At 52.0% G+C, this 24,887-nt stretch carries 20 protein-coding genes; 3 read left to right on the top strand and 17 right to left on the bottom strand.

Annotation, left to right across the window (positions count from 1 at the left end):
• Window positions 1–77: 77 nt before the first annotated feature.
• Together Q4E93_RS10815 and Q4E93_RS10810 are read right to left on the bottom strand one after the other, a co-directional pair.
• A complete protein-coding gene (locus Q4E93_RS10815; protein ID WP_303585069.1) occupies window positions 78–1,187 on the bottom strand; it encodes an NHL repeat-containing protein in 1,110 nt (369 codons plus the stop codon).
• Window positions 1,188–1,258: 71 nt separating this feature from the next.
• Complete coding sequence (locus tag Q4E93_RS10810; RefSeq protein WP_303585067.1) at window positions 1,259–3,112, bottom strand: sensor histidine kinase; 1,854 nt, start codon at window positions 3,110–3,112, stop codon at window positions 1,259–1,261.
• A gap of 194 nt (window positions 3,113–3,306) precedes the next feature.
• Between Q4E93_RS10810 and Q4E93_RS10805 the strand changes: the two genes are divergently transcribed.
• Both Q4E93_RS10805 and Q4E93_RS10800 read left to right on the top strand, forming a co-directional pair.
• Window positions 3,307–3,915, top strand: a complete 609-nt coding sequence (locus Q4E93_RS10805) for a DUF6436 domain-containing protein (protein WP_303585065.1) — start codon at window positions 3,307–3,309, stop codon at window positions 3,913–3,915.
• Complete coding sequence (locus Q4E93_RS10800) at window positions 3,912–6,164, top strand: response regulator (RefSeq protein ID WP_303585063.1); 2,253 nt, start codon at window positions 3,912–3,914, stop codon at window positions 6,162–6,164. Before Q4E93_RS10805 ends, Q4E93_RS10800 begins: the two co-directional genes overlap by 4 nt.
• A gap of 10 nt (window positions 6,165–6,174) precedes the next feature.
• On the opposite strand, the gene Q4E93_RS10795 is transcribed toward Q4E93_RS10800, so the two are convergent.
• The 10 genes from Q4E93_RS10795 to Q4E93_RS10750 form a co-directional block, all read right to left on the bottom strand.
• Entirely contained in the window at window positions 6,175–7,266 is a 1,092-nt protein-coding gene (locus Q4E93_RS10795; protein WP_303585062.1) for a TlpA disulfide reductase family protein, read from the bottom strand.
• A 24-nt stretch (window positions 7,267–7,290) separates the two neighbouring features.
• Window positions 7,291–8,712 (bottom strand): PKD-like family lipoprotein, encoded by a 1,422-nt coding sequence (locus Q4E93_RS10790; protein ID WP_303585060.1) that lies wholly within the window; start codon window positions 8,710–8,712, stop codon window positions 7,291–7,293.
• Between the two features lie 19 nt (window positions 8,713–8,731).
• Window positions 8,732–9,544 carry a DUF4843 domain-containing protein gene (locus tag Q4E93_RS10785; protein ID WP_303585059.1) on the bottom strand — a complete coding sequence of 271 codons (813 nt, stop codon included), beginning with the start codon at window positions 9,542–9,544 and terminating at the stop codon, window positions 8,732–8,734.
• 10 nt (window positions 9,545–9,554) lie between these two features.
• A complete protein-coding gene (locus Q4E93_RS10780) occupies window positions 9,555–11,024 on the bottom strand; it encodes a RagB/SusD family nutrient uptake outer membrane protein (RefSeq protein WP_303585057.1) in 1,470 nt (489 codons plus the stop codon).
• Window positions 11,025–11,034: 10 nt separating this feature from the next.
• Window positions 11,035–14,397 (bottom strand): SusC/RagA family TonB-linked outer membrane protein, encoded by a 3,363-nt coding sequence (locus Q4E93_RS10775; RefSeq protein ID WP_303585054.1) that lies wholly within the window; start codon window positions 14,395–14,397, stop codon window positions 11,035–11,037.
• Window positions 14,398–14,684: 287 nt separating this feature from the next.
• Window positions 14,685–15,857: a FecR family protein gene (locus Q4E93_RS10770; RefSeq protein ID WP_303585053.1), complete on the bottom strand. Its 1,173-nt coding sequence runs from the start codon at window positions 15,855–15,857 to the stop codon at window positions 14,685–14,687.
• Window positions 15,858–15,920: 63 nt separating this feature from the next.
• Complete coding sequence (locus Q4E93_RS10765) at window positions 15,921–16,523, bottom strand: RNA polymerase sigma factor (RefSeq protein ID WP_303585051.1); 603 nt, start codon at window positions 16,521–16,523, stop codon at window positions 15,921–15,923.
• A gap of 98 nt (window positions 16,524–16,621) precedes the next feature.
• Window positions 16,622–18,175 carry a DHA2 family efflux MFS transporter permease subunit gene (locus Q4E93_RS10760; RefSeq protein WP_303585049.1) on the bottom strand — a complete coding sequence of 518 codons (1,554 nt, stop codon included), beginning with the start codon at window positions 18,173–18,175 and terminating at the stop codon, window positions 16,622–16,624.
• 12 nt (window positions 18,176–18,187) lie between these two features.
• Window positions 18,188–18,934 (bottom strand): SDR family oxidoreductase, encoded by a 747-nt coding sequence (locus Q4E93_RS10755; RefSeq protein ID WP_303585047.1) that lies wholly within the window; start codon window positions 18,932–18,934, stop codon window positions 18,188–18,190.
• Between the two features lie 60 nt (window positions 18,935–18,994).
• Window positions 18,995–19,576, bottom strand: coding sequence for a TetR/AcrR family transcriptional regulator (locus Q4E93_RS10750; protein WP_303585045.1), 582 nt, complete (start codon window positions 19,574–19,576; stop codon window positions 18,995–18,997).
• A gap of 142 nt (window positions 19,577–19,718) precedes the next feature.
• Between Q4E93_RS10750 and Q4E93_RS10745 the strand changes: the two genes are divergently transcribed.
• Entirely contained in the window at window positions 19,719–22,037 is a 2,319-nt protein-coding gene (locus tag Q4E93_RS10745; protein ID WP_303585043.1) for a glycoside hydrolase family 31 protein, read from the top strand.
• A 2-nt stretch (window positions 22,038–22,039) separates the two neighbouring features.
• On the opposite strand, the gene Q4E93_RS10740 is transcribed toward Q4E93_RS10745, so the two are convergent.
• From Q4E93_RS10740 to Q4E93_RS10720, 5 genes are read right to left on the bottom strand one after another with little or no spacing between them, the layout of a single operon-like run.
• On the bottom strand, window positions 22,040–22,768 hold the full coding sequence (locus Q4E93_RS10740) for a metallophosphoesterase (protein WP_303585042.1): 729 nt from the start codon (window positions 22,766–22,768) through the stop codon (window positions 22,040–22,042).
• A 1-nt stretch (window position 22,769) separates the two neighbouring features.
• A complete protein-coding gene (locus Q4E93_RS10735; RefSeq protein WP_303585040.1) occupies window positions 22,770–23,711 on the bottom strand; it encodes an ADP-ribosylglycohydrolase family protein in 942 nt (313 codons plus the stop codon).
• A gap of 31 nt (window positions 23,712–23,742) precedes the next feature.
• Complete coding sequence (locus Q4E93_RS10730) at window positions 23,743–24,285, bottom strand: RNA 2'-phosphotransferase (RefSeq protein WP_303585038.1); 543 nt, start codon at window positions 24,283–24,285, stop codon at window positions 23,743–23,745.
• Window positions 24,282–24,695 carry an ADP-ribosylation/crystallin J1 gene (locus Q4E93_RS10725; RefSeq protein ID WP_303585036.1) on the bottom strand — a complete coding sequence of 138 codons (414 nt, stop codon included), beginning with the start codon at window positions 24,693–24,695 and terminating at the stop codon, window positions 24,282–24,284. Before Q4E93_RS10725 ends, Q4E93_RS10730 begins: the two co-directional genes overlap by 4 nt.
• Window positions 24,692–24,844 carry a hypothetical protein gene (locus tag Q4E93_RS10720; protein ID WP_303585034.1) on the bottom strand — a complete coding sequence of 51 codons (153 nt, stop codon included), beginning with the start codon at window positions 24,842–24,844 and terminating at the stop codon, window positions 24,692–24,694. The genes Q4E93_RS10725 and Q4E93_RS10720 overlap by 4 nt, the downstream gene beginning before the upstream one ends.
• Between the last annotated feature and the right edge of the window lie 43 nt (window positions 24,845–24,887).

Raw genomic sequence — 24,887 nt, 5'->3', positions numbered from 1 at the left:
TAGCAGAAAGCGCTTCCGGGGGAAATAGATAATCTTCTAAAAAGGATGGACAATACTATTAATGCCGCCACCAGCATTTAAACACGGGTTAATTTCACCGGAGGGGTGTGATTGGCATTCCACTGGCATACATATAGGTTCTGATCATCGTCCACACATACATCATGACCATGCTGGAAGACGGTATTGGCAGCCTTTAGGGTCGGCTGCAGCACGCCGTTCTTATAGACGGGTGCTTCGCCTCCCGGGTTCGAGATCACTTTATTGGCTCCGTCGAGGATGGTGACAAAGCCAGAATCTCCGTCTATTCTTTTGCCATTGGCGTCTTTCGACCAGCAGATGCCTGCGTAGATATGTTCACCGCTGGGTACGGCCCTGCAGACATACATACCGGGAAGGTCTATGCGACGAATGAATTTTCCGTCGAGCGTAAAGACCTTGAAGCAATTCTCTTCACGGGAAGTGCAGATGAGCGTGGGCTTGTCCTTATCCCGGAGATCGACACAAACACCGTGGGCATTTACCAGGTTGTGCTCCGGGTTGGCATTGTGGTGTCCGCCAAAATGCCGGATATACTGGCCCCTGGCATTGTATTGGATGATATAGTCGGAGCCGTAGCCGTCCGCTACATAGATATCTCCATTCGGCGCCACGGCCGTCTCAGTGGGCTGGAAATATTCATCGTCCTTATAGACGCCGATGGTCCTGGGATGGCCGATGGCAAATATTAGGCGGCCGGTGAGATCCGTCTTGATCACCTGCCCGGCCTGGCGTTTAGTGGCGCCGGTCCTGTCCTGGTACCAGCCACAGTCGGTGAGGAACAGGAAATCGTCCCCTCCCTCTTTGGAGAGGGTCAGACCATGTCCGCCGGGGAAGGAATTGCCCCAATAATCCAGCAGCTTGCCGGACTTATCGAAGATGAGGATATTGTTCATGGTGCAATCGCCCAGCATGATGAGGCGGCCCTTGCTGTCCTGCACCATCTCATGGCAATTGGAAAGGGGGTTTGCATTGATGCTGATCCTGGCCCAGCCCTTGTCTACCTTATAGGTGTGGGAGCCGTGGCCGGCGAGGATATCCTCAGGTTGACGGTCTTTATGAAGGATGGCAAAAGTACTGGCCGGTGTTGCAACTGCTGCGGCAGAGGCAAGGGCGGAATGGCGGATAAATTCTCTTCTGGATGTCATGATGGCAAACTTTATAGGGTTTTTCAGACAACAAGTTAAGATAAATTCGTCTGGCCACCATAATTGTCCGTTTAAGATTCCTTCAGTCCGACGCAGGCAAAGGAGATACAGGTCTCGGTGCCTTTGTTCTCGGTGCTGGAGATAAATATCTTTCCGTCATTGTGCTCTACGAATTGCCGGACGAGGAAGAGTCCAATGCCCGTTCCTTTTTCCCTGGCAGTGCCGTAGGTGGATTGAGAAGGTCCCGAATGGTCGAGGAGCGTCGCCAGCTTCGGAGCGGGGATCCCTACGCCATTGTCTTTTACATGAAGCGTGACGGTATGATCTTCCAGCGTATGAAAAAGCCGGATGGTGCCGCCGGGATGAGTGAACTTGACGGCATTGCCGATGAGGTTCTGGAAGATGATCTTCAACTGCTCTTTATCCCCCCGGATGGTCATCCCTGTTTTGATCTCATTCTCCATACTTATCTTTTTCTGTCCGGCCAGGTAGGTATATACGGAAAGCACCTCTTCTATGATCTGTGAGGGATCCACCTCTTCTTTCCTGGCCACGATGCCCGGCCCGGCCAGCTGGGTGGAGACCCATTGGAGCAGGTTGTTCAACATGTTGTTGTTGAGGATCACCTGTTTGTAGAACAGGTCATAGAGCTTGTTCTTTTCTTCCTCGGGCAGGTTGCGCGCCTTCATCAGCTCCAGCATTTGCTGCATGGCCGCCATAGGGCTGCGGAGGTCATGGCTGATGACGGAGAACATCTGGTCCTTCAGCTGATTGGAAGTGGCCAGCTGTTGGTTCAGCTTGCTCTTCACGGTGTAGTTACGATAGAACAGCAGGGCAAGACCTATCAGCAGCACAGCCAGGAAACAGGCGCCCGTCAGCAGCACGGTCCGCAATTGAATGGTCTTCTGGTCCTGTCCGGAAAGATCTTTCAGCAGCTGGTTCTCTTTTTCTCTTTGCTGTAATTTCAGGAAATTGACTATCTGTTCCCGGCTGTCATGGTAAAGGCTGTCATTATAGATCTTATCTATCACCATGTATTCATGGGCCTTTTGATATTGGTGAAGGGCCGCATAGCTGTCCGCCAGTATCCTGGCCGCACGTTCGGCATCCCATTTTGCGTGGATCTGCTGGGCAAAAGCCAGGCTTAGCCTGGCCTGGATGATGGCCGAATCATGTTGCCCGCGGGCGGAAGACACCTGGGCCAGGCCTGCATAAGCGAATGCTTTTTCCCAGGTGTCGTCCTGTGACCGGGGGTCCGCCAGCAGACGCCGGTAGTACCGCACCGCCGTGTCATATTGCTTCATGTGCAGCCAGGTCTCTCCCAGCCTGTTGAGGGACATCAGCGAAACATGATGCCCTCTGTCGGAAACAAGGGCCCTGTTGAAGTAGCTCAGCGCTTTTGCGAACTCACCGGTCTGCTCGAAGCAAATGGCGGCATTAAAAAGATAGGGTGCGATATGAGATGAATCTCCGTCGGCGCCTGCCAGGTCAACGGCCCGGCGAAACTCCTGTAGCGCCAGGTCATATTGATCATGCCCAAGATAGATCAGCCCTATTCCATTGTAAGCAGAAGCCAGGCCTGGCCTGTCGCCGATCTTTTCAGCCTGGGCCAGGGCGCCGATGGTGTATTTCAATGATTGCTCATAAGATCCTTTGACATAATACGCATATCCCAGGTGGTCCAGCGCCTTTGTCAGCGCCAGCCCATCCTGCAATTCTTCCGCCCTCTGCCGGGCCTTGAGACTATAGAAGATCGAACTGTCCGGGTTGGTATACAGCAGGCGGTAGCCGGCTGCATTCAGCCGGAGAAGCATACTATCGGTAGTTGCCTGAGCACGGGATTGCGCCGGCAGCGGAACGCCGGCCGTCAATAGCAGCAGTACGCTTAAAAGTATAAGCGCTTTGGTTTTTAACAGGTGTTGCAATCAGGTCAGGTTTTAAGGATCAGGTTGATGGTAACTATTCAACGTCCTCGAGCTGTTCAAATTATAATTTTAAGTAAAATTATCTACCGCCAACCTAAAATAATTAGGGGTTTATACCTAATAAAGGGGTTGCATCCTGCGTTATTTAAAGTCGGGCAATTTATCTGCGTCCTTATTTTAAAGAAATGATTCATATGAGAAAAGGGATAGTAATAGCCTGGTTGATCCTGTTGCTTACGGCTATTGGAGGCTTTTTTTGGAGAAGCGAATGGGTATATGCGCTACCTACCCCTGTTCCCGCCAACTATCATCCGGTGGCAGCGGGTACAAAGGTCGACCTGTCGCGGAGCGCCCTCGCAGCGCTGCCGTCAGGCAAGCCGTTGTTCCTGCATTTCTTCAATCCCGATTGTCCCTGTTCCCGTTTTAATGTTCCGCATTTCAGAGATCTGGTGAAACGATACGAACAACAGGCGGATTTTGCAATGGTCCTGATGACCCATGAAAAATATACACCTGCCGGGATCCGGCAGCGGTTTGATCTGCCGGAAGTCGTGACTGTTCTTAGGGACTCATCGATCGCCGCCGCCTGTGGCGTTTATTCCACCCCGCAGGCCGTGATCCTGGATTCGAACTGTGAATTATTTTACAGGGGCAATTATAACCGCAACCGGTACTGCACGGATGAAAAAAGCAGCTATGCCAGGCTCGCCATGGAAGACCTGCTGCACCATAATTTTCATCCCATTTTTGATCCCATGGCCTTGAAGGCATATGGCTGTAAACTTCCGACCTGTACGCAATGACACCCTTATTTAATACCTTGCCTGCAGACTCAGCGCTCCATCAACAGGCCGCCCATTACCTCCTGGAGGTGAAACGGAGATCTGACGTGCTTATGAATTTCTTTTTGACCGGCTTTTTCGTGGCCGGTCTCGTTTTCGCCCCCTGGTTCGATACCTGGACCATTGCCTGGGGCGTGGGAGGGCTATCGCTGCTGGCCTACTATTCCGTCAAGCTTCTGCTGCCCGACTCGACCCTTTATCAATACGTCCTGAGCCTGGTCATTGCCATCTTTATGGCCCAATACATCTACCAGATGCATGGTCTTTTCGAGATGCATTTCTTTGCTTTTATCGGCAGCGCTATCCTTATCACCTATCAGAACTGGAAGTTGCAGATACCTATTATGATCTTTGTTATTCTGCACCACGCAGTGTTCGACTATTTACAGTTTTCAGGCAACGATCGTATCTTTTTCACCCGGCTGGAATACCTGGACCTTTCCACCTTCATTATACATATTGTGCTGGCAGGGATCGTCTTTTTCATCTGCGGGCTATGGGCTTATCAGCTGAAAAAAAGCGGAGCTATCCAGATCCGCCAGGCGGTGGAAATGGGCAGAATGCAGAAGGAGGCGATACTGCATGAAGAACGAAAGAAAAATGAGCAAATGTTGGAGCAGGCCTATTTGAATGCGGAAAAAGCCCGCCAGGAAGCCGTGAAAGCCAGCCAGGCCAAGAGCATTTTCCTGGCAACGATGAGCCATGAGATCCGCACCCCCATGAATGGAGTGATCGGGATGTCTTCCCTGCTGATGGAGACCAACCTCACCTCACAGCAAAAGACGTATGCAGAGACCATTGCCACCTGTGGAGAGACCCTGCTGAATGTCATTAATGATATCCTGGATTTTTCCAAGATCGAATCAGGTGGCATGGAGCTGGAAGATGAGGACTTCAATCTCTATGACAGTATCGAGCATATACTGGATATTTTCAGCATGCGGGCAGCACAAAAGGACCTGGAGCTTCTGTACCAGGTGGACAGGGATGTGCCGATGTTTATACGGGGAGATGACCTTCGCCTGCGACAGGTCATTACCAATCTTGTTGGGAATGCTATGAAATTCACGGAGAAAGGAGAGATCTTTGTCAGAGTGCGTAATGCCGGCACCTACCAGGACGGCTCCATGCAGCTGGAGTTCGAGGTGAAGGATACGGGCATCGGGATTCCGGCTGACAAGCACGAACGCCTCTTCAAAGCATTCTCACAAGTGGACACTTCCACTACCCGCAAGTACGGAGGTACAGGCCTGGGACTGGCCATCTCCGACAAGCTGGTCAAGCTCATGGGAGGGGATATCCGCGTGGATAGCCGGCCAGGCAATGGATCTACCTTCTTTTTTACCATCCTTACACAGGCAGGCGCAGGAGTAGTGCCGAATTACACCAGCAATGGCCTTTCCGCTTATGCAGGCCGGAGGGTCTTGATCGTGGACGACAACCAGACCAACCGCACGATCCTTCAGAGCCAGCTGGAATACTGGAACCTGGTACCCGTGCCGGCCGTGTCCGGCGTGGAAGCTTTAGCCCTGCTGGCAAAAGAGGATGACTATGACCTGGTGCTGACAGACATGCAGATGCCGCATATGGACGGTTTACAGCTGTCACGAAGCATCCGTGATAAGCATCCCGACCTGCCCATTATCCTGCTCAGCTCCGTTGGGGACGAATATAAGAAGGCGCATATGAAGCTCTTCAGCGCCATCATGACGAAGCCTATCAAACAGCAGCTGATGTACCGCAATATCCTTGCGGCCCTGCAGAAACGCCCGGCGCAGGCCGCCGGCGGTACGTCGTTCCAGACCAGGCTGCCATCCGATATGTCGAAGCAGCATCCGCTGCGGATACTGGTGGCCGAGGATAATGTGATCAACCAGCAGGTGATACAACATATTTTACAGAAGCTGGGCTATACGCCCACATTGGTGGCCAATGGCCGGGAAGCCGTGTATCTCATATTGGAGCAGGCGTATGACATCGTCTTTATGGACCTCCAGATGCCTGAAATGGACGGACTGGAGGCGACTCGTCTCATACGTGAAACAGCCGGATCGCAGCCTGTGATCATCGCCCTCACGGCCAATACCATGGAGGGCGATGAAGAGGAATGTCTGAATGCAGGCATGAATGATTACATCGGCAAGCCGGTGAAGCTGGAGGAACTGGTGGAAAAGCTCGGGAAATGGAGCCGGGAGCTATATCCCCAGTGACCAGGAAGCATCAATGCAATATTTCTTCCAGCTTTTTATTAAGCGCTTCGCCCCTTAAATTCTGTGCCACGATCTTTCCCTGTGGGTCGATCAGGAAATTCGCGGGTACACCCATAATGCCATAAGAAGTGGATACGGCGTTCTTCCAACCCTGCAGATCCGATACATGCACCCAGGGCAGCTGGTCCTTTTCGATGGCCTTTACCCAGGCACCCTTGTCATGGTCGAGTGATACGCCGACGATCTCAAGGCCTTTGTCCTTATACAGCTGATATTGTTTGCGGAGATTGGGGTTCTCCGCCCTGCAAGGTCCGCACCAGCTGGCCCAGAATTCCAGAAGCACATATTTTCCGCGGAAGTCGGCGAGGGTGACGGTTTTGCCATCCACGCTGCTTTGTGTAAAGGGCAGCGCCTGGCGGCCTGTTTCGATCTTGCTGAGCAGAGCTATGCGGTCGGCTACTTCCCTACCCTGTGCGGACTGCTGCACCTTCGAGTCCAGCGCGGCGTAGAGTTTCCGGCTTTCGGCCAGGGACTCGTTGTTTGTCATCTGCAGGAGCTCCCGCGCGCTGATATAGCTGGCGGGGTGCGTCTTTATAAAGTTCAGACGGATCTCGTGTTCGTAGGCGTACTGTTTGTCTGCCTGCGCCTGTATTTTTGCGGCGGCGGCCGTATCACCTGCTATCTTCTTGTTATAGGCTTCGTTGAACAGGGCGATGGTGGCCTGCCTGTTGGCCTGCACGGCCTGGTTGAATGCTTCGAACTCATCCACGGCCGCGTTGCCCATTACTTTTACAGAGGACATGGAATCTGCGTTGCCAGTGATGTTAATGGTCGTATTGTCTACATACAGGTCGATCTTGACCCGGAATGTAGGTGTAAAGATCATGGCCGGCACGGGTTCGGACACGGAGCCTTTAAATACGAACTGGCCATTGATGACTTTGACGGTGTCCGTCCTCGAGCCGGCAAAAGATCCATAGTTCATGTAGAGGATGCTGTCCTTGAAATTTGTGAGCTGTCCGGTGACGATAAAGCCACGGTCTGCGCGGGCAAAGCTTGCTGCCGATAAGAGTACAAATAAGATAAAGAGGGACTTTTTCATATTGATGATTTACTTTGTTATTGATTATTTGACCACTGCATCCACCGGTGTACCGGGTATTCCGTCGATCTTCTTTTTTATATCTCCGAACTTCCCTGTGCTGACATCCAGCATATACAGGGCACCGTCTACGCCTGCAATCAGGGTATTGCCGCCTTCGATGGCTTTTATCATCGAGACATCCTTGCCGCCGAAATCTGTGATCAGCACCTTTACTTCCTCATTCAGCGGATTGTACCTGTAGATATGCGAGCCGGATGTGAAATAAAAGATCTCTGTCGGCGAGGAGGTCCATTTTGCGTTTACGCTGACCAGATCCTGCCGGGGGAAGGGCTTTTTCTCCATGGGCGCGAACTGGGTGACACCGATAAAATTGACCCCGAACTTCAGCCGGTATATCGAGTCGTTGGCAGCCTTCCCAAACGCGTAGCAGTTGTTGTTGTTGATCTGCTCCAGGTGCCAAAGGTCCAGGCGGGTATTCCTGGGATCGAATGCCGTCGTATCCGTCACCGGGTAATCATTGCCTGCGTAAGCGGGACTGCCGAAATTAGTGAAGGAGAGGAATTGCCTGCGATTAATGTCATACCCTACGAAATAAGGCATGACGGTGTTGAAGATGGCTTCCTTAAACATGGTATAGTCGCCGTCTGCGGCCTGGCCGAACATGCCGTAGACGGGGCTTCCGGACCAGGTCTGTGTTGCACCCACATATAATTTCCCGTTGATGACGCCTTCCAGGACACCATTTGGGCTGTTAAAGAAGGTGCCTGCCACGGGCACTGTGGGAGGGTCAAAAAAGTTGCTACGCAGTGTCTTTATCTTTTTGAAGGTGTTGGCATCTATCTGGATACCCCTGTCCGTGCCGTCTCCGAAGAAGAACCAGTAGCTATTGATGACCGTAGGTACGATGTACTGGTTGAGCATGGCCACCACCTGCTGGGGCGTCCCGGGCAGCTCTTCGCCATTATTGATGGCGCTGTAGAGACGGGGCAATACCGTACCATCCGGCGATATAAAGGATATCTGCGATTTACCCGATTCATTGCTCAGGACGGTGGTACCGGTGGCGAACACGGTCTTGCCGTCGACGGCGAAATCATAGAAATATTTCATACCGTTGGAGCTGTCGATGATGGTCAGACGTCCGAAATAGCGGGAGGGCTTCAGGCCAAACACGGTGCGAATCGCGGGCCCATGAAATTCCAGCTCTCTCATCTCCTCGGGAACGGCGATCTTCCACTCGAATCCCAGCTTGTGATCAGGGCCGTCGATGGTCACTGTCGGCGCAATGATGAGGCTATCCCCTACTATGGCGCTGTACACTGTGTCAAAGTTCTTCAACACCGGTGCGGGAGGTATATGATAGCTATAGTTACCTTTGTCCTTGTAGCAGGAGGCGGCAAATAATCCCCAGACCGCCAGTATATATATAAGATGTTTTTTCATTGCAGTATGTTTTTACAGGTCAAATGACGTTGGCACCATTTTCGTCGATAAAAAAGAATTTGCCGGCTGATGGATCTTTCTTGTACAGGATGCGGTGGTTAGGCGTATTCTCATTATAGAAGTCATAGTTCCCGTCCGGCCGGAGCTCCAGCACGTAATGCTTATCGGGGTTGTTATTGATCCATGTGAAGGGGTTGGCCAGGAAGCTGTTCAGCTTCCCTACGTAGTACAGGTTCTTTGGTGCATCCAGTCCATCTGTAGACAGGTCCAGCACGCCGACGGAAATAAGGAATAATTCATGCTTGACCTGCGAATAATAGCCCCCGAGCCACATGTTCCACCAGTAGGGCTTTTCCAGCTTATTGGAAATAATGATACGCGCCTTAATAAGCGAGGAGAAGGCCGTGCCCAGGCTGCCGGTGGGCGCCAGATGAAGGTTGAGTGCTACCGATCGTGTGGTAAGCAATGTATCGGTATTGTAGATCACGACGGGGAAGACGCTGTAGCCTTCATGTGCCGGCATGGCATATTGCGGCTGCAAGGCGGCATAGTGGACCCCTGGTTTGGCCGTTGTACCGCTGTCGGTCACCGCGACTTTATAGGTGCGGGGACTGTCGATCCTGTTGCCGGAGATGCGAACGGGAAGCCAGACGGTGTCCAGCTCCTTTCCCGGCGTATAGGCGAAAGTGTAAACGATGCTGTCCCTATCGCTGGTAGCAGGGTCAAAATCGAAATAGATATTATCGGAAGAATGATAGGGCATGTAGGCCGCCTTGCGGCAGGATGCCAGGAGGATGACAAAAATGCCTGTTATAAGGAATATTTTTTTCATGTTCATTTGATTATCGGTGACCATAATCGATCTCTGTGTTAGGCAAGGGCAGAACGAAGATCTTATCGGAGGTTGGGTAGCTGATCCCGGTGAGTCCGACCAGGTTCATGTTCAGCCGCTTGTACATATAAAAGATCTGACCTTCTCCATAGAACTCCTTGCGGGCCTCTTTTACCAGCTCGTTCAGAAAAGACGTCTTATCCGAGACTGCCAACGGCGCATTGATGCCCCGGTGGTACCGTACGGAGTCCACGTATGCCGTGGCTTTTGCAGGGTCCATGTCGTAAGTACACTCGGAGGCTATATAGTAAAGTTCGCTCAGCCTAAGGGCAGGCGCCATCAGGTAGTGTAGATTGGCATCCTTGTCGCGGACATATTTCTGCAGCTCGTACCGATCACCCGATACATCAGACACTGGCTTCAACCACTGCTTGAAGCGGAGATCCTCCCCTCCTACACCGCCCGTTTCGTATAATGTATTGCCTGCATTCTTCTCGATGTAAAGGCTGGACAGGCCGGAGCCGAACAGGTAGACCAGGTCGTCCTTCCTATAAGGATCGTACCAGGCAAAGACAAGTTCCTTATAGAGGATACGGTCGATAGTCTGGGGATTGGCAGAGATGAAATCCGGGACCTTTGTCCAGGGAAATTTCCGTGAGTTGATGACCTCCAGCGCATTGGTCAGCGCTTCCTGTTTTTTATCCATGTACAGATAGACCCTGGCCAGTTCTCCGCACACGGCGTAGTAATTGATCCGGTGCCGCCTGTTCTGCCAGAAGAGGGATGACAGCGACTCTTCGGTAGATGTGACGTCATTAGCAGCCGGGTAACCGACGATGTAGCCGGGTGAAAGGATGGGGTCTACGGACTTAAGGATATCCTTCGCTGCGTTGAGATCCGCAATGGCTGCATTCAGCACCTCCGTGACGGTGGAAGTGGGTGTGACCGTATTGGAGAAGTCTTTGACATAGGGGATCGCTTTTGCCGTCGCTCCAGAAGCATAGGAAGGCGCGAACAGCCGGAGCAGGTCGAAATGGATGTAAGCCCTCAGGGCCAATGCTTCTCCCTTGATCAAGCCATAATTGATGTTGCTGAGCAAGGTCTTGTGCGTCTCGACGTTCTGCAGGATCAGGTTGCAATTCACGATGGCATTGTACAGTTTGCTCCAGGCAATGTCCTTTATTTCCACTACGTGCGGATCCAGGTAATTAAAGATCGAAAGTTGCAGATATTTCAAATAATCTTTGGGAGGTATGGTATAGTTCTGGGCCATTACGTCCTGCATGGCGAAGGTCAGCTGATAGCCATAGGAATTCGCATCGGTACAGTTGGTGTATACGCCGTTCAGCGCCTCCTGGAAACCCGATTCAGTCTGGAATAATTCATCCTTTTCTATCTGGGACTCGGGCTTCACGTCCAGCCATTTTTTGCAGGAGGAGAACATGACGGCAAGCAGAAGGGTCCAAATAAATATCTTCATATTACTACGTTTAAAAGCTTGTTTGTACAGAAAAAGTAAAGCTGCGGGCGTACGGATAGTCAATACCCCGTTCAATTTTCATGGTGCTCCAATGGAACACATCGTTCATAGTGAATGCCAGCCGGCAGGTCCTCATACCCAGCCGTGCGGTGGAGGCCGGGACCAGGTCGTAGCTCAGGTAGACGGATTGCAAGGTTAGCTCGTTGTCTTTCTGAATAAAACGATCGGAGAGCTCGGACGTATTCAGGTCCGAGATGTTCTTGAAGAGCGCCTTATCTCCTGCCTTCTTCCATCTGTCTGCCAGCACACGGCTGTCCACATTGTAACGCGGGTCGGCGTTCTCCACCCTGTCGATCAGCGTTTGATTATAATCCTTTCCGCCCAGCATGGTAAAGAAATTGGCATTGAACAGGAATCGCTTATAGCCGATGGAGGTCCCGAAGCTGCCGGTGACCTTTGGAGTGGGGTCTGCTACCGGTGCGATGTCACGCACATCCCAGGTGTAGGTATGGGTGCCGTCCTTCTTTATAAAGATCTCCTTACCATTCTCGGGATCGATGCCCAGGGAGCGTACGGCGTAGATGGTATTCACCGACTGGCCTTCGTTGTAACGCAACAGCGGCGATGCTTTGAGGCTGTCGGTCTGCTGGGCCTGATCTACCTTATTGTTGTATGCCTTGAGAGCATCGGAGATCTTTAGGATCTTATTGGCATTGTGCACGAGGTTGGTAAATACGTTGACCGTCCAGGTCTTATTCTGAACGATGGTATATTTTACATTCAGCTCAAAACCACGGTTAGCCATGTCGCCCAGGTTGGCTTTATAGGAGTCAAAGCCTGTAGACGGCGGAAGGTTGATATCCGCCAGCAGGCCATTGGTGATCTTGTAGTAATAGCGTGGGGAGAACAACAGTTTGTCGTTGAACAATCCCAGGTCCATACCGATGTCGCTTTCCCGGGTGCGTTGCCATTTGAGAGCATCGTTGCCATAGTTGTTGACCGAAGCACCTACACCGGTGCTGTACCAGTAACTGGAATAATAGCTGTAGGTCGTTTTGGACAGGTAGGGCGGAAAGGATACGGAGCCTGTCATACCTGTGCTGACCCTAAAACGAAGCTGGCTGATGGCAGGGAAGTTATGGGCGAAGAAATATTCTTTATGAGCGTTCCAGCCCAAGCCGACCGCCCAGAAGGGAGCCACCTTGTTGTCAGACCCGAATTTAGAAGAGCCGTCAGCTCGCAGGTTAACGTCCATCAAGACCTTATTCTTCCACGAATAGTTGAGCCCCAGCAACGTTCCGAACAATCTTTCTCTGTTAAAATTGCCGCCGGGTGAACCGGTCAGTGGATAGCTATTGGCGAATCCGATGTTCGTAAATCTATCGTTTGTAAATCCAATGGCGCCGAAGCCTTTGAGGTCCGAGGTATAGGTGCGGATATTGGATCCCATCATCAAGTTGACATAGTGGTCACCCAACTGCTGGTTATAGTTCAGCGTTACGCTGCCGTCAAACGTATTCTCATCAATGGACTGATAAGCATAGGCGCCTCTTTGCGACAAGAGATAGGTGGGGTAGAAAAAATATTTGTTACTGAGGGGAGATTCGAAAACGTCCTGGGAAGATTTCTTTTTGGTATAGCTGATCAGTGAACGTAAGCGCAGGCCTTTGGAGATATTCCACTCTCCCGAAAACGCATCGATCAGTTCCAGGTAAGAGGATTTATTAAAGCTATGAAGGGAGGCGTCGTACAACGGGTTGAGAACGACATCCGTCACATACTGCGACGTTCCATAACCATGTGTATCGATGATCCAGGAATCCAGCTCCTGTATGACCCGACCGGCAGAATCCGTCTTTGGATAATAAGGGTTCATCGTCGCGTAGGTGGAGAAACCGCCGTATGGGGACTCGCTGGAATTGACCTGGTTGACGGTGAGCACGTTCTTAAATAAAAAGACCCTGTTGGGGTTGTAAGCAAGATCCATTCCCAGCGTATACCTGTCACGGGTGGATCCTTTCATCACACCAGGAGAGGTCTGGTAACGAAGGTCGAGGCCATAACGGACGGAGCTAGAGCCCCCTTCCAGGTAGAGGGTGTGCTTGTGCCCGAAAGTGGTGCGTAAAGGCTGAGACAGCCAGTAGGTGTTGACACCGCTGACCACATTTCTGTCCTTGGCATAATAGCGAACATCCTGATCGTCCTGGGTGATGCCGGCTACGGGTTTGTAGAGGCCAGCCAGCATTTCATAATCCAGCTTTTGCCGTGCATCCAGCACATGATAGCCTGAAAGGTCCGGGCCCGTAACATTGAGCTCGTAGTTGTAGAACATCTGCAGCTTGCCTTCTTTGGGCGCTTTAGTGGTGATGACCAGCACGCCGTTGGCAGCGCGTGAACCATAGATGGCGGTGGCGGCAGCATCTTTCAGCAGTGTGACAGACTGAATGCGGTTGACATCCAGGTCATATACTTTTTCCAGGGACACCTCGAAGCCATCCATGATAAAGGTAGGTAGGTTGACATTGCTGTTCAGGCTGGTCCTGCTGAGCACGTCGCCGTTGCCGCTGGGGAGGGCTGTGGAGCCGCGCACATTGATCTGGGGCAGAATGTTGGGATTGCTGCCTGCCAGGTTATTTTGCACGATGGCAAAGGAGGGATCAAAGACCTGTATACTTTGAAGGAAATTCTGTGGGTTGACCTTCTTCAGGTCTTCGCCGGATATGACGGTGGTATTGCCGGTGAAGCTTTCCTTGTTGATGACCTGGTAACCTGTCACGACCATATTGGCAAGGGGATCCTTATTGGCATTAAGGGACAATTTGACGGCAATGAAGCTGTTGTCCCTTACCCGGATCTCACGGTTTTGAAAGCCCACGTAGCTGATGACCAGCACGGCGCCGGGCTTTACCAGAATAGTGAAGGAACCGTCGGAGCCGGAGGGCGTCCCCATGTCCGAGCCCCTCACGGTGATGTTGGCGCCCGCCAGAGGCGTATTGTTCTGTGCTTCGGTGACCTTTCCGTTGACACGTATCAGCGTCGGGGTCGTATCTGGCTGTATGGCTGGCGGCATTTCCACCAGGGGTCTGGCGCTGACGACAATAGTCCTGTTGACAATGGCGTAAGTCAGTGGTTGATCCCTGAAACATTCGTCCAATACGGCCTTCAGCTCCTCATCATTGGCAGAGACCGTGACATTGTGAGACTTTTCCAGGAGCCCGGAATTATAGAAGAACAGGTAGCCTGTTTGCCTTTTTATTTCCGAAAAGACTTTCCTGAGGGGTGTATTCCTTGTTGTAATAGAGACCTTCTGCGCAAAGCCTGCGGCGGACACCTGCAGACAACCAACCAGTATAAGTATCGTGGTTAATTTCATAACCAGCATAGTTTTGGGCTTTGCAGGCAGGCTGAACAGGCCGGCTTTGCAAAAAGCGGTAAATACCATATTTTTATAAAAATTGGGTTTAAGCGAATAAAATAGTTGCAATGCTTTTTATGAAGTTGGCCCATTTCGGCCGGGGGTGTGCTACCACTCCCGGCTTCTTTTATGTGGGGGTCTCCACGACGCCTGAGCGTCGAGGGGACGGTGCAATAACTTAGGGGGCCTCGCGGGCGTTGGGAAGTTTTCTCATTTCAGTATGTTAGTTTGGTTTGTTGAATAGGTCAGGGTAAAACAGTGACCTTTTTGTCTTCTACTTTAAAATGCACGTTACTTAATTCCAATATCTTAAATACTTCTGTCAGCCGGCTGTTGCGCGGGATGTCACCGACAAATTTTTCTGTCGTGATCGTTCCCTCGAAAACCACTTCCACGTCATACCAGCGGGCGATCTGTCGCATCACCGTGCGGATGTCTGCGTCCTCGAAGTGGAAACGCCCATTCTTCCAGGCGATGACCTCATCCAGATCCACGTCCTGGAAAATAGCCGCATGGCCCGTATTGTCCAGGCTTGCCTGCTGACCCGGCTTCAGGAGCGTGGTGGCTTTGCTCACCACGCGTACTCTGCCTTCCAGCAGCGTCGTCTTCACCGTGGTCTCATCCGGGTACGCATTGATATTGAAGTGCGTTCCCAGGACTTCAACGGAACCCGAATCGGCGCCGGGGTTGAAGGTTACTTTAAAGGGGTGCGCGGGATCTCTCTGCACTTCGAAATATACTTCTCCCGCAATGCGCACGACCCGTTCATCCCCGTTGAAAGCGGTGGGATAGGTGATGGAGGAAGCGGCATTCAGCCAGACGCCTGTGCCATCGGGCAGGATCAGCCGGTACTGCCCGCCCCTTGGTGTGGTGAGGGTGTTGTAAAGAAGGGCGGTTGGTTTTTCGTTCAATGACTTGTATGCCAGCTGACCATTGTTGAGCTTGGCGATCTTTGTGTTGCCTTGTTGCGTCAAGAGTCCTGTTCTGGCGCTGTCCAGCGCAATGACGGAGCCGTCGGACAGCGTAAGCAGGGCGACGTTGCCGCCGGGAAGGCGATCGTGCCGGACAGCCGCCGATGGCGGCAGTGTCTTGATCGTTGGACCAGGCATGAACAGGTACCAGGTGGTGATGCCCGCGATAATGGCTGCGGCTGCTGTCCACCGGAAGATCAGGGAGAATTTCCTGATCCGGGGTCCGGGAGCGCTGAGACCAATGGCCGCCCGAATGGCCAGCCATCTCGCATCGCTGTGCTCTGCTAATGGTGTTGTTTGTTGCAGGAGCCCCAGCAGATAATTTTTTGCCGCTTCGTCCCCCTCGGATTGCTGCAGCAAATGGGCCAGTTCTTCCTGCTCAGCGACGGTGGCGGCATTGGCGGCGTATTTATCTATCAGCTCGTGGATCCTTTCGCGGGCAGTCATGTCTGGTTATCTTATATATGAAAGACGATCGAAAAAAAGGCTTGAACTAGTCTTATGAAAAAATTATTTTTTCACCAGGAGAAAGGCGCAGGTGAGAAGGAAAGTGGGAAGCAGGTCCTGGTCATGCAGGTAAGCCCGGATGGACTGCAGGGCTTTTACGAGATGATTGCGGACCGTGTTGGGAGAGATCTGCAGCTGCCGCCCGATGGCATCATAGTCCAGCCCTTCCTGGCGACTGAGCAGGTAAACGGCTTTTTGTTGCGGGGGGAGTTGATCGACAGCCTGTTGTACAAGGGCAGCCCGGTCACGAAAGAGCAGCATCTCGTCCGTATCATTGTGAGAAAGAGGCCTGATAGCGGAGAATTTTTCCAGCATCCGGCTCTCATTCAGCTGGCGCTTGATCTGGTCCAGTGTGTGGCGGGTGGCAATGGTGAGGATATATGCCTCGGTGTTGACCACTTCGACTAGTTTTTCCCGGTGTTGCCAGATCTTTATGAATATTTCCTGGGTGAGCTCTTCGGCAAGTGCCGGGGTTCGGATCATTTTAAGCACGAAAGGATAGATACGGCGGTCCCACCGGCGGAACAGCTCTTCGAAGGCCCTTTCATCTCCCCGGGCGATCCGGTGAAACAGGTCGTTATCTGTATTGGATGCAGATAGAGACAATATTAAAATTTTGTTTGGATGGCAATTACGCGTTGCTCAAAGGATAAGTCAGATGGTCGAAGGTGCAGGTGGCAGCGGGTGAAGATACGACGTTTCTCTCAATGATCCGATAGTATAACGGGCGCAGGTTGCGCCGACGGTTTTTTCCGGACAGCCAGCAGCAGCAGGGGCAGCGCCGCAAGAAATACGGTCCCGATCAGTAGGTACGCATCTCCAAAGCTCAGCACATTCGATTGTCGGACCACGGCATTATCCAATAATTTCAATGCCTGTTGCTGCGCCTCCGGAGCGGTCGCGCCTTTAGTAGTAAAATAGTAGGTATATCCTGACAAGCGCTCTGCCAGCAGCGGATTGCCGGGGGTAAGATTGGAGAGGAGGTCTGTCCGGTGGATGGCGTTGCGGTTGGTCAGATACGTATTGACCAGCGCGATGCCGAACGAGCCACCCAGCTGTCGCATCATATTGTTGAGGGCAGCCCCCTGGGGCATGTCCCTGGGCTCGAGCCCCGAGACGGCCAGGGCGGTGAGCGGGACCGTGATGATGGCCAGTCCCACGCCACGCCAGATCAGCGGTATGGAAATATCGGCCCGGCCCGCGGCTATATTCAGCCGGGACATCTGCCAGCTGAACAGGATGAAGAGCCCGATGCCTGTAAAGATCATCACCAGGGGCGAGAGCCCTCTTTGCAGCAGCCGCGCTGAGATCATCAGGCCGCCGAGGGCGAGAATAGCTCCGGGCAGCAGCAACAGCCCTGTTTGTGTCGGCGTGAAGTTCAGCAGGCGCTGAGCGAAGACGGGTGTTATAAAGACGGAAGTAAATATGCCTACGCCCGAGACAAAGGTGAGGATGGCCGCAACGCTCAGATTACGGCTCTTCAATACACGCAGGTTCACCACAGGCTCCTTTACCCGCAGCTCCCACCAGATGAACAGGAAAATACCCAGGACAGCCGTGGCGGTGAGATAAATGATATAGGTTGTATCAAACCAGTCTTCCGTCTCCCCCCTTTCCAGCACCGTCTGCAATGATCCCACGCCCACAGCGAGCAAAAATATTCCCGCCCAGTCGATCCGGCCTGCCTCCTGCTTCAATGCCGGCTCTCCCAGCAGCATAAAACAAAGCACGGCCACGGCAATACCGATGGGAACATTTATGAAAAATATCCAGGGCCAGGATAGATACTCCGTGATGACACCACCCAGCGTCGGCCCGATAGTAGGCCCTATGAATACGCCGATGCCAAAAAGCGCGCTGGCTACATTTCTCTTTTCCTTCGGGAACAGCTCGAATACGATGGCCTGGGATACGGACAACAACGCCCCTCCTCCCATGCCCTGTAGAAAGCGGAAGGCCACCAGCATCCAGATATTAGTGGCCTGTCCGCATAAAAAAGAACAGAGGGTGAAAAGGATCACGGACCCGATGTAATAACTACGCCTGCCTAATTTCACTGCCAGGAAGCTGGTGATGGGAATGACTATCACATTGGCGATCGCATAGGAAGTGATGACCCAGGAAGTATCTTCCAGGGTAGCTCCCAGGTTGCCGCTCATATGTGAAAGGGCGACATTGACGATCGACGTATCTATCAGCTCCATCATGGCGGCGCCGATGACGGTGAAAAGGAGGATATTTCTTTTTAGCCCGGTCATATTCGTACTTTTTTATTCAACTGCATTCATCACCCGGAAAGCCTCGGCGGGTGAAGACAATGAAAGTTGATAGAGCTGAGCTGTATTACCTACATGGATCTCGTATTGGTGGTTCTCCAATGCCGTCAGGAGCTCATCTGCCACCTGCCGGGGCGGAATGCCGTTGTGACCATCGATCTCTTTGGAGAAGTCGGTGTTGACCAGCGGAGGCATCAGCTCGAATACCCTGACATTGGGCGCTGTTTTTTCTAAAGTCAGTCTTAAGGTTCGTGTGTAAGCGTGCAAGGCGGCCTTGCTGGCGGCGTAGGTGGCCAGGCGGCGGCCGGGGGCAAAGGCCACGATGGATGTTACATTGATGACGGCGGCTTCATCCTGTTTCTTCAGGAGAGGTAATAATTTTTCCGTAAGGCGTATGGGAGAAATATAGTTCGTCTGCATCTCTTCATCCGCTTTTTGGGCTACATCGATCTCCTCGCCCAGCTTGTAGTAATATGCTTTACCCGCATTGTTGATCAAAATATTCAGGTCAGGAAATTCCCTGCCGATCCTTTCGGCCAGGGCGTCCGCCTGTGCGGGGTCCGATACATCGCCGGCAATGGCCGTCGTATTTTTGAGCTTCGAGGCGGCGGCTTTCAGCCGTTGTTCATCCCTGCCGGTGATGATCACCCTGTTCCCTTTTTCCGATAATAAAGCGGCGATCTCGAATCCTATGCCTGCGCTGCCGCCTGTGATAAGGACGGTGTTGTTGGTCGTGTTCATACATTGTTTTTTTAAATGTTTATAAATTATACCAATCGGTATATTTTTAGTCAAAAAAATTTACTTCAGGTTCCGGATCATTTTTCCCACGTGGTCCATCACCTGTCTTCTGTAGTGAGGCTTGCCCGTCACCCTGGCGATCATGATACCGCCTTCGATGGTGGCGATGATGGAGAGGGCGGTCTGTTCGGGGTCCCGGATCTCCCTGAACTCTTTGTTCTCAATGCCTTGCTGCAACAGGGATATGATAAGGTCTTTCCAGGAGATGAGGACGTCCACAACTTTCTTCTTCAGTTCCTCATGCGTATCGTCCGACTCGACGGCGGTATTGAGTATGGGGCAGCCGCCTTCAGGAAAGCCATGCGTGTTATTATATACATCCGCATAGACCAGCAATTTCTCCCGGATGGTCTTTTTCTTATCCATTTCGGCGCGGATCATGGAAGTCACTTTCCGCACGTTATGATCGAAAGCGGCCAGGGCCACCTCATCCTTGTTAGCGAAGTTGCCGTAAATGCTCCCTTTGGTAAGGCCCGTTGCTTCCGTCATATCGCTGATAGACGTGCCGGCATATCCTTTCTTGTTGAAGATGGGCGCCGTTTTCTCCACAATAAACTGTTTTGTTTTTTCGGCCTTGCTCATGCTGGACTAATTTGATAAAGCAAAATTATACCGATTGGTATTATTTTCCAAATCTTTTTTTCCGGGATCCGGGTTAAAATGTGATTGCCCCCTGGTAAAATGCAGGTTTGGCCATTGGGGAGAATTATTCATCTTTATGCACATGAGATGTTTTCTTTGCCTGATCCTCTTATATGCTGGTGTCACCGGGGCACAACCCATAACGACAGCGGGCGCTCCTGCCGTGCTGACGATCCGGCAGGCAGGACGCCACAGCATACGGGTGACGCTTAAGCCGGAGACCTTTCGCGAGGAATTCCCCTGGTCTCCCGCGTTGGCGGACCATCACTATGCCCCTGCGGATCTTCGGCTTACCCACCTTTCCGCCCCTGTCAGGCGGCGCATAGGCAGCCTGCTGGTGGAGGTCCTGCCCCATCCGTTGACGGTCGTCGTAAAAACAGCTGATGGCCGTCCTGTACAGGAGCTGGTCTTCGGGGATGATAATACCCTTGCTTTCCGGTGCGGCAACTCCCCGGTGCTGGGGCTGGGCGAAGGAGGACGCCGGCCTGAGCCTGGCATGGACTGGCGGCATGCTGCCATCGAATTCGATCGCAGGGGAAGATGGCAGGAAATGCAGCCCCGCTGGCAGAGCGATGCCTATGGTTCCCGGAACCCTGTCCCCCTGCTGATCGGCACGGACGGTTGGGCCCTGTTCATTGCATCTCCCTGGGTACAGGTGGACCTCCGGGACGCGCACAAGGGGATCTTTGTTCCGTGGAAGCCCACTGCGAAGGATTCGGTACAACAGAATGAAAGGAACCAGGGACTGGCGCAGGCCAAAGGCCTGCCTCCCGCGTCTACTGTCATTCCAGGGCTTTATGATGTGTTCGTTTTCGATGCCCATGATCCATCCTTCCTGATGGCGGATGTTTCTCTCCTGGCGGGCCCCGCGGTCATGCCCCCCAAATGGGCATTGGGATATATGCAGTCGCATCGTACGTTGAAGGATGAGTCACAGATGCTGGGCATCGTGGATAGCTTTCGCGCGAAAAAGATCCCGGTGGATGCCGTCATCTACCTGGGCACCGGCTTTACTCCCCGGGGTTGGAATACCAGGCAGCCTTCCTTTCAGTTTAACCCGGAAATCTTTCATCGGGATCCTGCCGTCGTGCTGGCGGATCTCCATGCCAGGCATGTAAAAGTAGTATTGCATATGGTACCGTGGGACCGGGATCGCCTCCCTACGTTGCATGGGTCGATACCACCAGCTGCCGGGGAACCAATCGACAACGGACATATACAAGGTTACTGGCAGGAGCATGTGGCCCTGATGAAGGCAGGCGCAGATGCTTTTTGGCCCGACGAAGGAGATTGGTTCAATCTTTATGAGCGTATAAAGCGTCATCAGCTGTACTACCAGGGACCGCTGTCCACGCTTCCCAATGTCCGCCCCTGGAGCCTTCATCGCAATGGTTACTTAGGCATAGCCCGCTGGGGCGGCTGGGTATGGTCGGGTGACACGGAATCTTCGTGGAAGACATTGGAAGCGCAGGTGGCAGTCGGCATCAATTATTCCCTTAGTGTAAGTCCCTACTGGGGTTCGGACATCGGAGGATTCTATCCCAACGCTGAAAAAACGGGAGAGCTGTTTGCCCGCTGGTTCCAGTTCGGCGCTTTTTGCCCCTCTTTCCGCAGTCATGGCCGTACGACCATGACCATCTTGCCCTGGGGCTGGGGTCAGGGCGACCGGGGAGAGCTCGAGACCAATCCCGCCGATAGCACGAATATCCGCCGCAATGTGCTGGCATCCGAGATGAACAACCCGGCCATCGAACCGGTGGCCAAAAAATATGATGAGCTGCATTACCAGCTGCTGCCTTACACCTATACTCTGGCATGGGAAGCCCGCCGGTCCGGTATGCCGCTGATGCGCGCCCTTTGGCTGCATTATCCGGACGACACTACGGCCCGTGCTCTCGGCAGCGAATATCTCTGGGGGCGGGACATGCTGATAGCGCCTGTGTTTGAAAAGGGCGCCACCCACCGCAATGTTTACCTGCCGAAGGGAACCTGGTATGACTGGTGGAGCGGAGTCCCCGTTGCGGGCGGCCAGTGGGTCCTCAGGGAGGTCGACCTGTCTGTCATGCCTGTTTATGTACGTGCAGGGGCCATCCTGCCTTTCGATCCGGTGCGGCAGTATTCGGATGAGGTGGTGACGGCGCCGATGTGTTTACGGATCTATCCGGGTGCAGATGGAGCTTTTACACTTTACCAGGATGATGGCATCAGCCTTGGCTATCTGCAGGGGAAGGCTTCACTGATCCATATGACATGGGATGATGCGCACAGCGTACTAAGGATGAAACCCGGCGGGAACCCTGGCAACATGAAAGTAGAGCAGATGTTCCGTGTACAGTTGATGACCGGAGGTGCGGAAAAGACGATGAAATTTAAAGGGAAAGCTACGAGTGTCAGGTTCTGAATTTATTTATTCCTTCCCTTTTCACCGGGATAAAGTGTTAGAATAATATCGCTCTGCCAGAATTCCTTCGTATGTATTTCAAGAGCGGAAAGCCTGCCGTCGAAAGCAGCGCCCGTGTCAACATTCCAGACATTGTGCGCACGCATAGGTTCAAATATGTTATAATTCACAGTGGGTGTGTGGCCGATGTAGATCTCGTCGAAAAGCAGCAATCTTTTAGGGTACCTATAAGAGGTCTTCTTTATCCTTGTATCCAACGCCAGCGCCATCTCCCACAAAGTCCTGTCCCAGGAATAATTGCTGGAATAATGTTCGTTCTGCGGGCCGTGCATAGAGGAGAAACCGGCATGGATGAAAAGACGATCCTCTTCGATGTAGTAGTTCCGCATGCGATTGAAGAACGCGAGATGCTTTTGGCGTTCTTTCGGCCTAAGCGGCTCATAGCTGGCGACGGTAGCCAGCCCTCCGTGTAAGAGCCAGTTAACGTCCGGGGTTTCTCCTGCCAGCCATTCTTCGCACCAGACGTCATGGTTGCCTTTGATGAAGATGCAGGCGTATTGTTCATCCAGTTCCATCAGTCTTTCCAATACGTTTGAGGATTGGGACCAGCCGTCCACATAGTCGCCCAGGAAAATGAGCCGGTCGCCTTTTTTCAGGCTTATCCTGGCCAATAACTGGTCGAGTGCCCTGAGTGCGCCATGAATATCGCCTATTACATAGGTCCTTGACATACTATTTAAATTTTTTGTTGAGCCTGCGGCAAAGCTCTTCTATTTCTTCTCTTTTTGCCAGAACAGCAAGCCACTCTTCGGGTATGGTTTCCCAGCCGTACAATAATCCGGCAAGCCCGCCTGTTACTGCCGCGGTCGTATCCGTGTCTTGTCCCAGGTTAGCAGCTTTCAGGACCGCATCTTTATAATTGTTGGTTTTCAACAAACACCAGATTGAGGCCTCCAGTGTGTGTATCACATAACCGCTGGACAAGATGTCATCTTCTGCGTCTTTGTACAAGTTTCCTGAAAGTATCCTCGTAAAATTGGCTTTCTCTTTTTCTGTACAGGTGGCTGTCTCATCAAGAAAGGTTTGTACCCTAATACAAGCCTGCCGATACGCTTCAGTCCTTTCTTTTCCTGAAAGTATCTCCATTGCAATTTCCAGGTAGATAAAACAAGCCAGTACTGAGCGGATATGGCGATGTGTTAATGAAGAAACATCCTTTATGATCAGGAACCTTTCGTCAATCCCTTTGTCCTTTATTAAGAACAACAACGGCAGTATCCGCATTAATGATCCATTCCCATTGCTACTTTCCTCGTTGCCTCCCGCAAGAATGGTGGAACCCCCCATTTTCAGCCTGGTGATGGCGCTGGCTGTCGCAATTCCTTTGTCAAAGACTACACCATAAGGGGTCCAGTAGCCACGATCCGCCCAGTTTATAAAACGGTTGCCAAGGTCCTCAAGATCATATTTTCCGCAGAGCATTTCCCCGAGGCAGAAGGTCAATGAGCTATCATCCGACCACGTTCCCGGAGGCTGATTATGGCTGCCGTATCCCCTCATACCTGTGACAGGATTTACCAATAACTCAGTACGAGATCTGAATTCCACCGGCACACCGATGGCATCGCCGGTTGCTACACCCAATAAAACGTCCTTTACAAAATCCCGGTTCATTTCTTAATGATTTTATCCCACTTCCTAGGCCTTAAAAATCAATATACTTCGCTGGCACGTGGTCTGTCAGCCATACCCCGTTCGCCGACTGATAGAAGACAAAACCATCCTGGTTCATTTCGTCACTCCGAACGATGAGAATGATGGCTTCGCCCCGCCGCTCTCCCACCTTTTCAGCGGTAGCCCTGTCCCGGCTCAAATGCACATGTTGCCTCTTCATTTTCAGCAGTCCCTGAGATTTGATGGCAGGTAAAAATTTTTCAACTGTTCCATGGAATAGCAGCTCCGGAGGTTCTTTCACTTCCAATTGCAGCTCTACATCAATAGAGTGACCCTGGCTGGCTCTTATCTTCGACTTGTCACTATTATAGGCGAAACGTTTCTTGTCATTTGTGGCGACGATCTCTTCCAGTTCCTGAGCTGAAAATCTTTTTCCTGCCACAGCACACCTGCTGATCAGCTCATCAACATCCGCCCAGCCATTTACGTCCAATGGGAGACCTATCTCTTCCGGCTTATGCCGCAGGACAAGACTCAAAAATTTGCTGGTTCTATATTTTTCTTCCTCGTTCATTTCTTAAATTTTTGCAACTCATTTGCAAGCTCAATGTCAGCTGGCTGCTGAAAAGAGCTCCCTAAGTAGACTTCCACTATCCGAATAGGGCCAATTATGTTGCTATTAAAATCCTCCAGCTCTTCAGCCGGAACCCACAATTCATTATGCATCTCGCCTCCAACATTCCGAACAGTAAATTTCGAACAAAAAGATTCGAGCACATCGAATTCTGTAACAACACCGCAGTACCCGGAAAATTCATCCGGAGCATTCCATTCGGACGCGATCTGTGCCGCATATTTATGGTTCAGCACCGGATAGAATATGGGTTGCCATTCCAATCTTGGCGGAAATTTTCTCCACCCGGACTGTTTGATAAGTTCCAGCTCCTTTAATCCAACGGGCCTGTATAATGTTGTCGTTCTCATGAAATATTGACCCCTATTTTCCTTTTAAGCGCATTGTCAAAGGCATCCCATACTCTTTCCACAGGTACTTCCAGCAGGTCCAGGCGTTTGTTGTCTACATGGACTTTTTGCTGATTCTCCTTTTTCCCCCACCCAGAGCGATACATCATTCAGCCCTTTCGCCAACTTTTTCGTACCACCGTCTGTCTTGCG

It is taken from the genome of Flavitalea plasmicola (genome assembly GCF_030546645.1).
Classification (GTDB): domain Bacteria; phylum Bacteroidota; class Bacteroidia; order Chitinophagales; family Chitinophagaceae; genus Puia.
The sequence above is the reverse complement of the archived record's forward strand: the minus strand, read 5'-3'. Positions and strand labels throughout refer to the sequence as shown.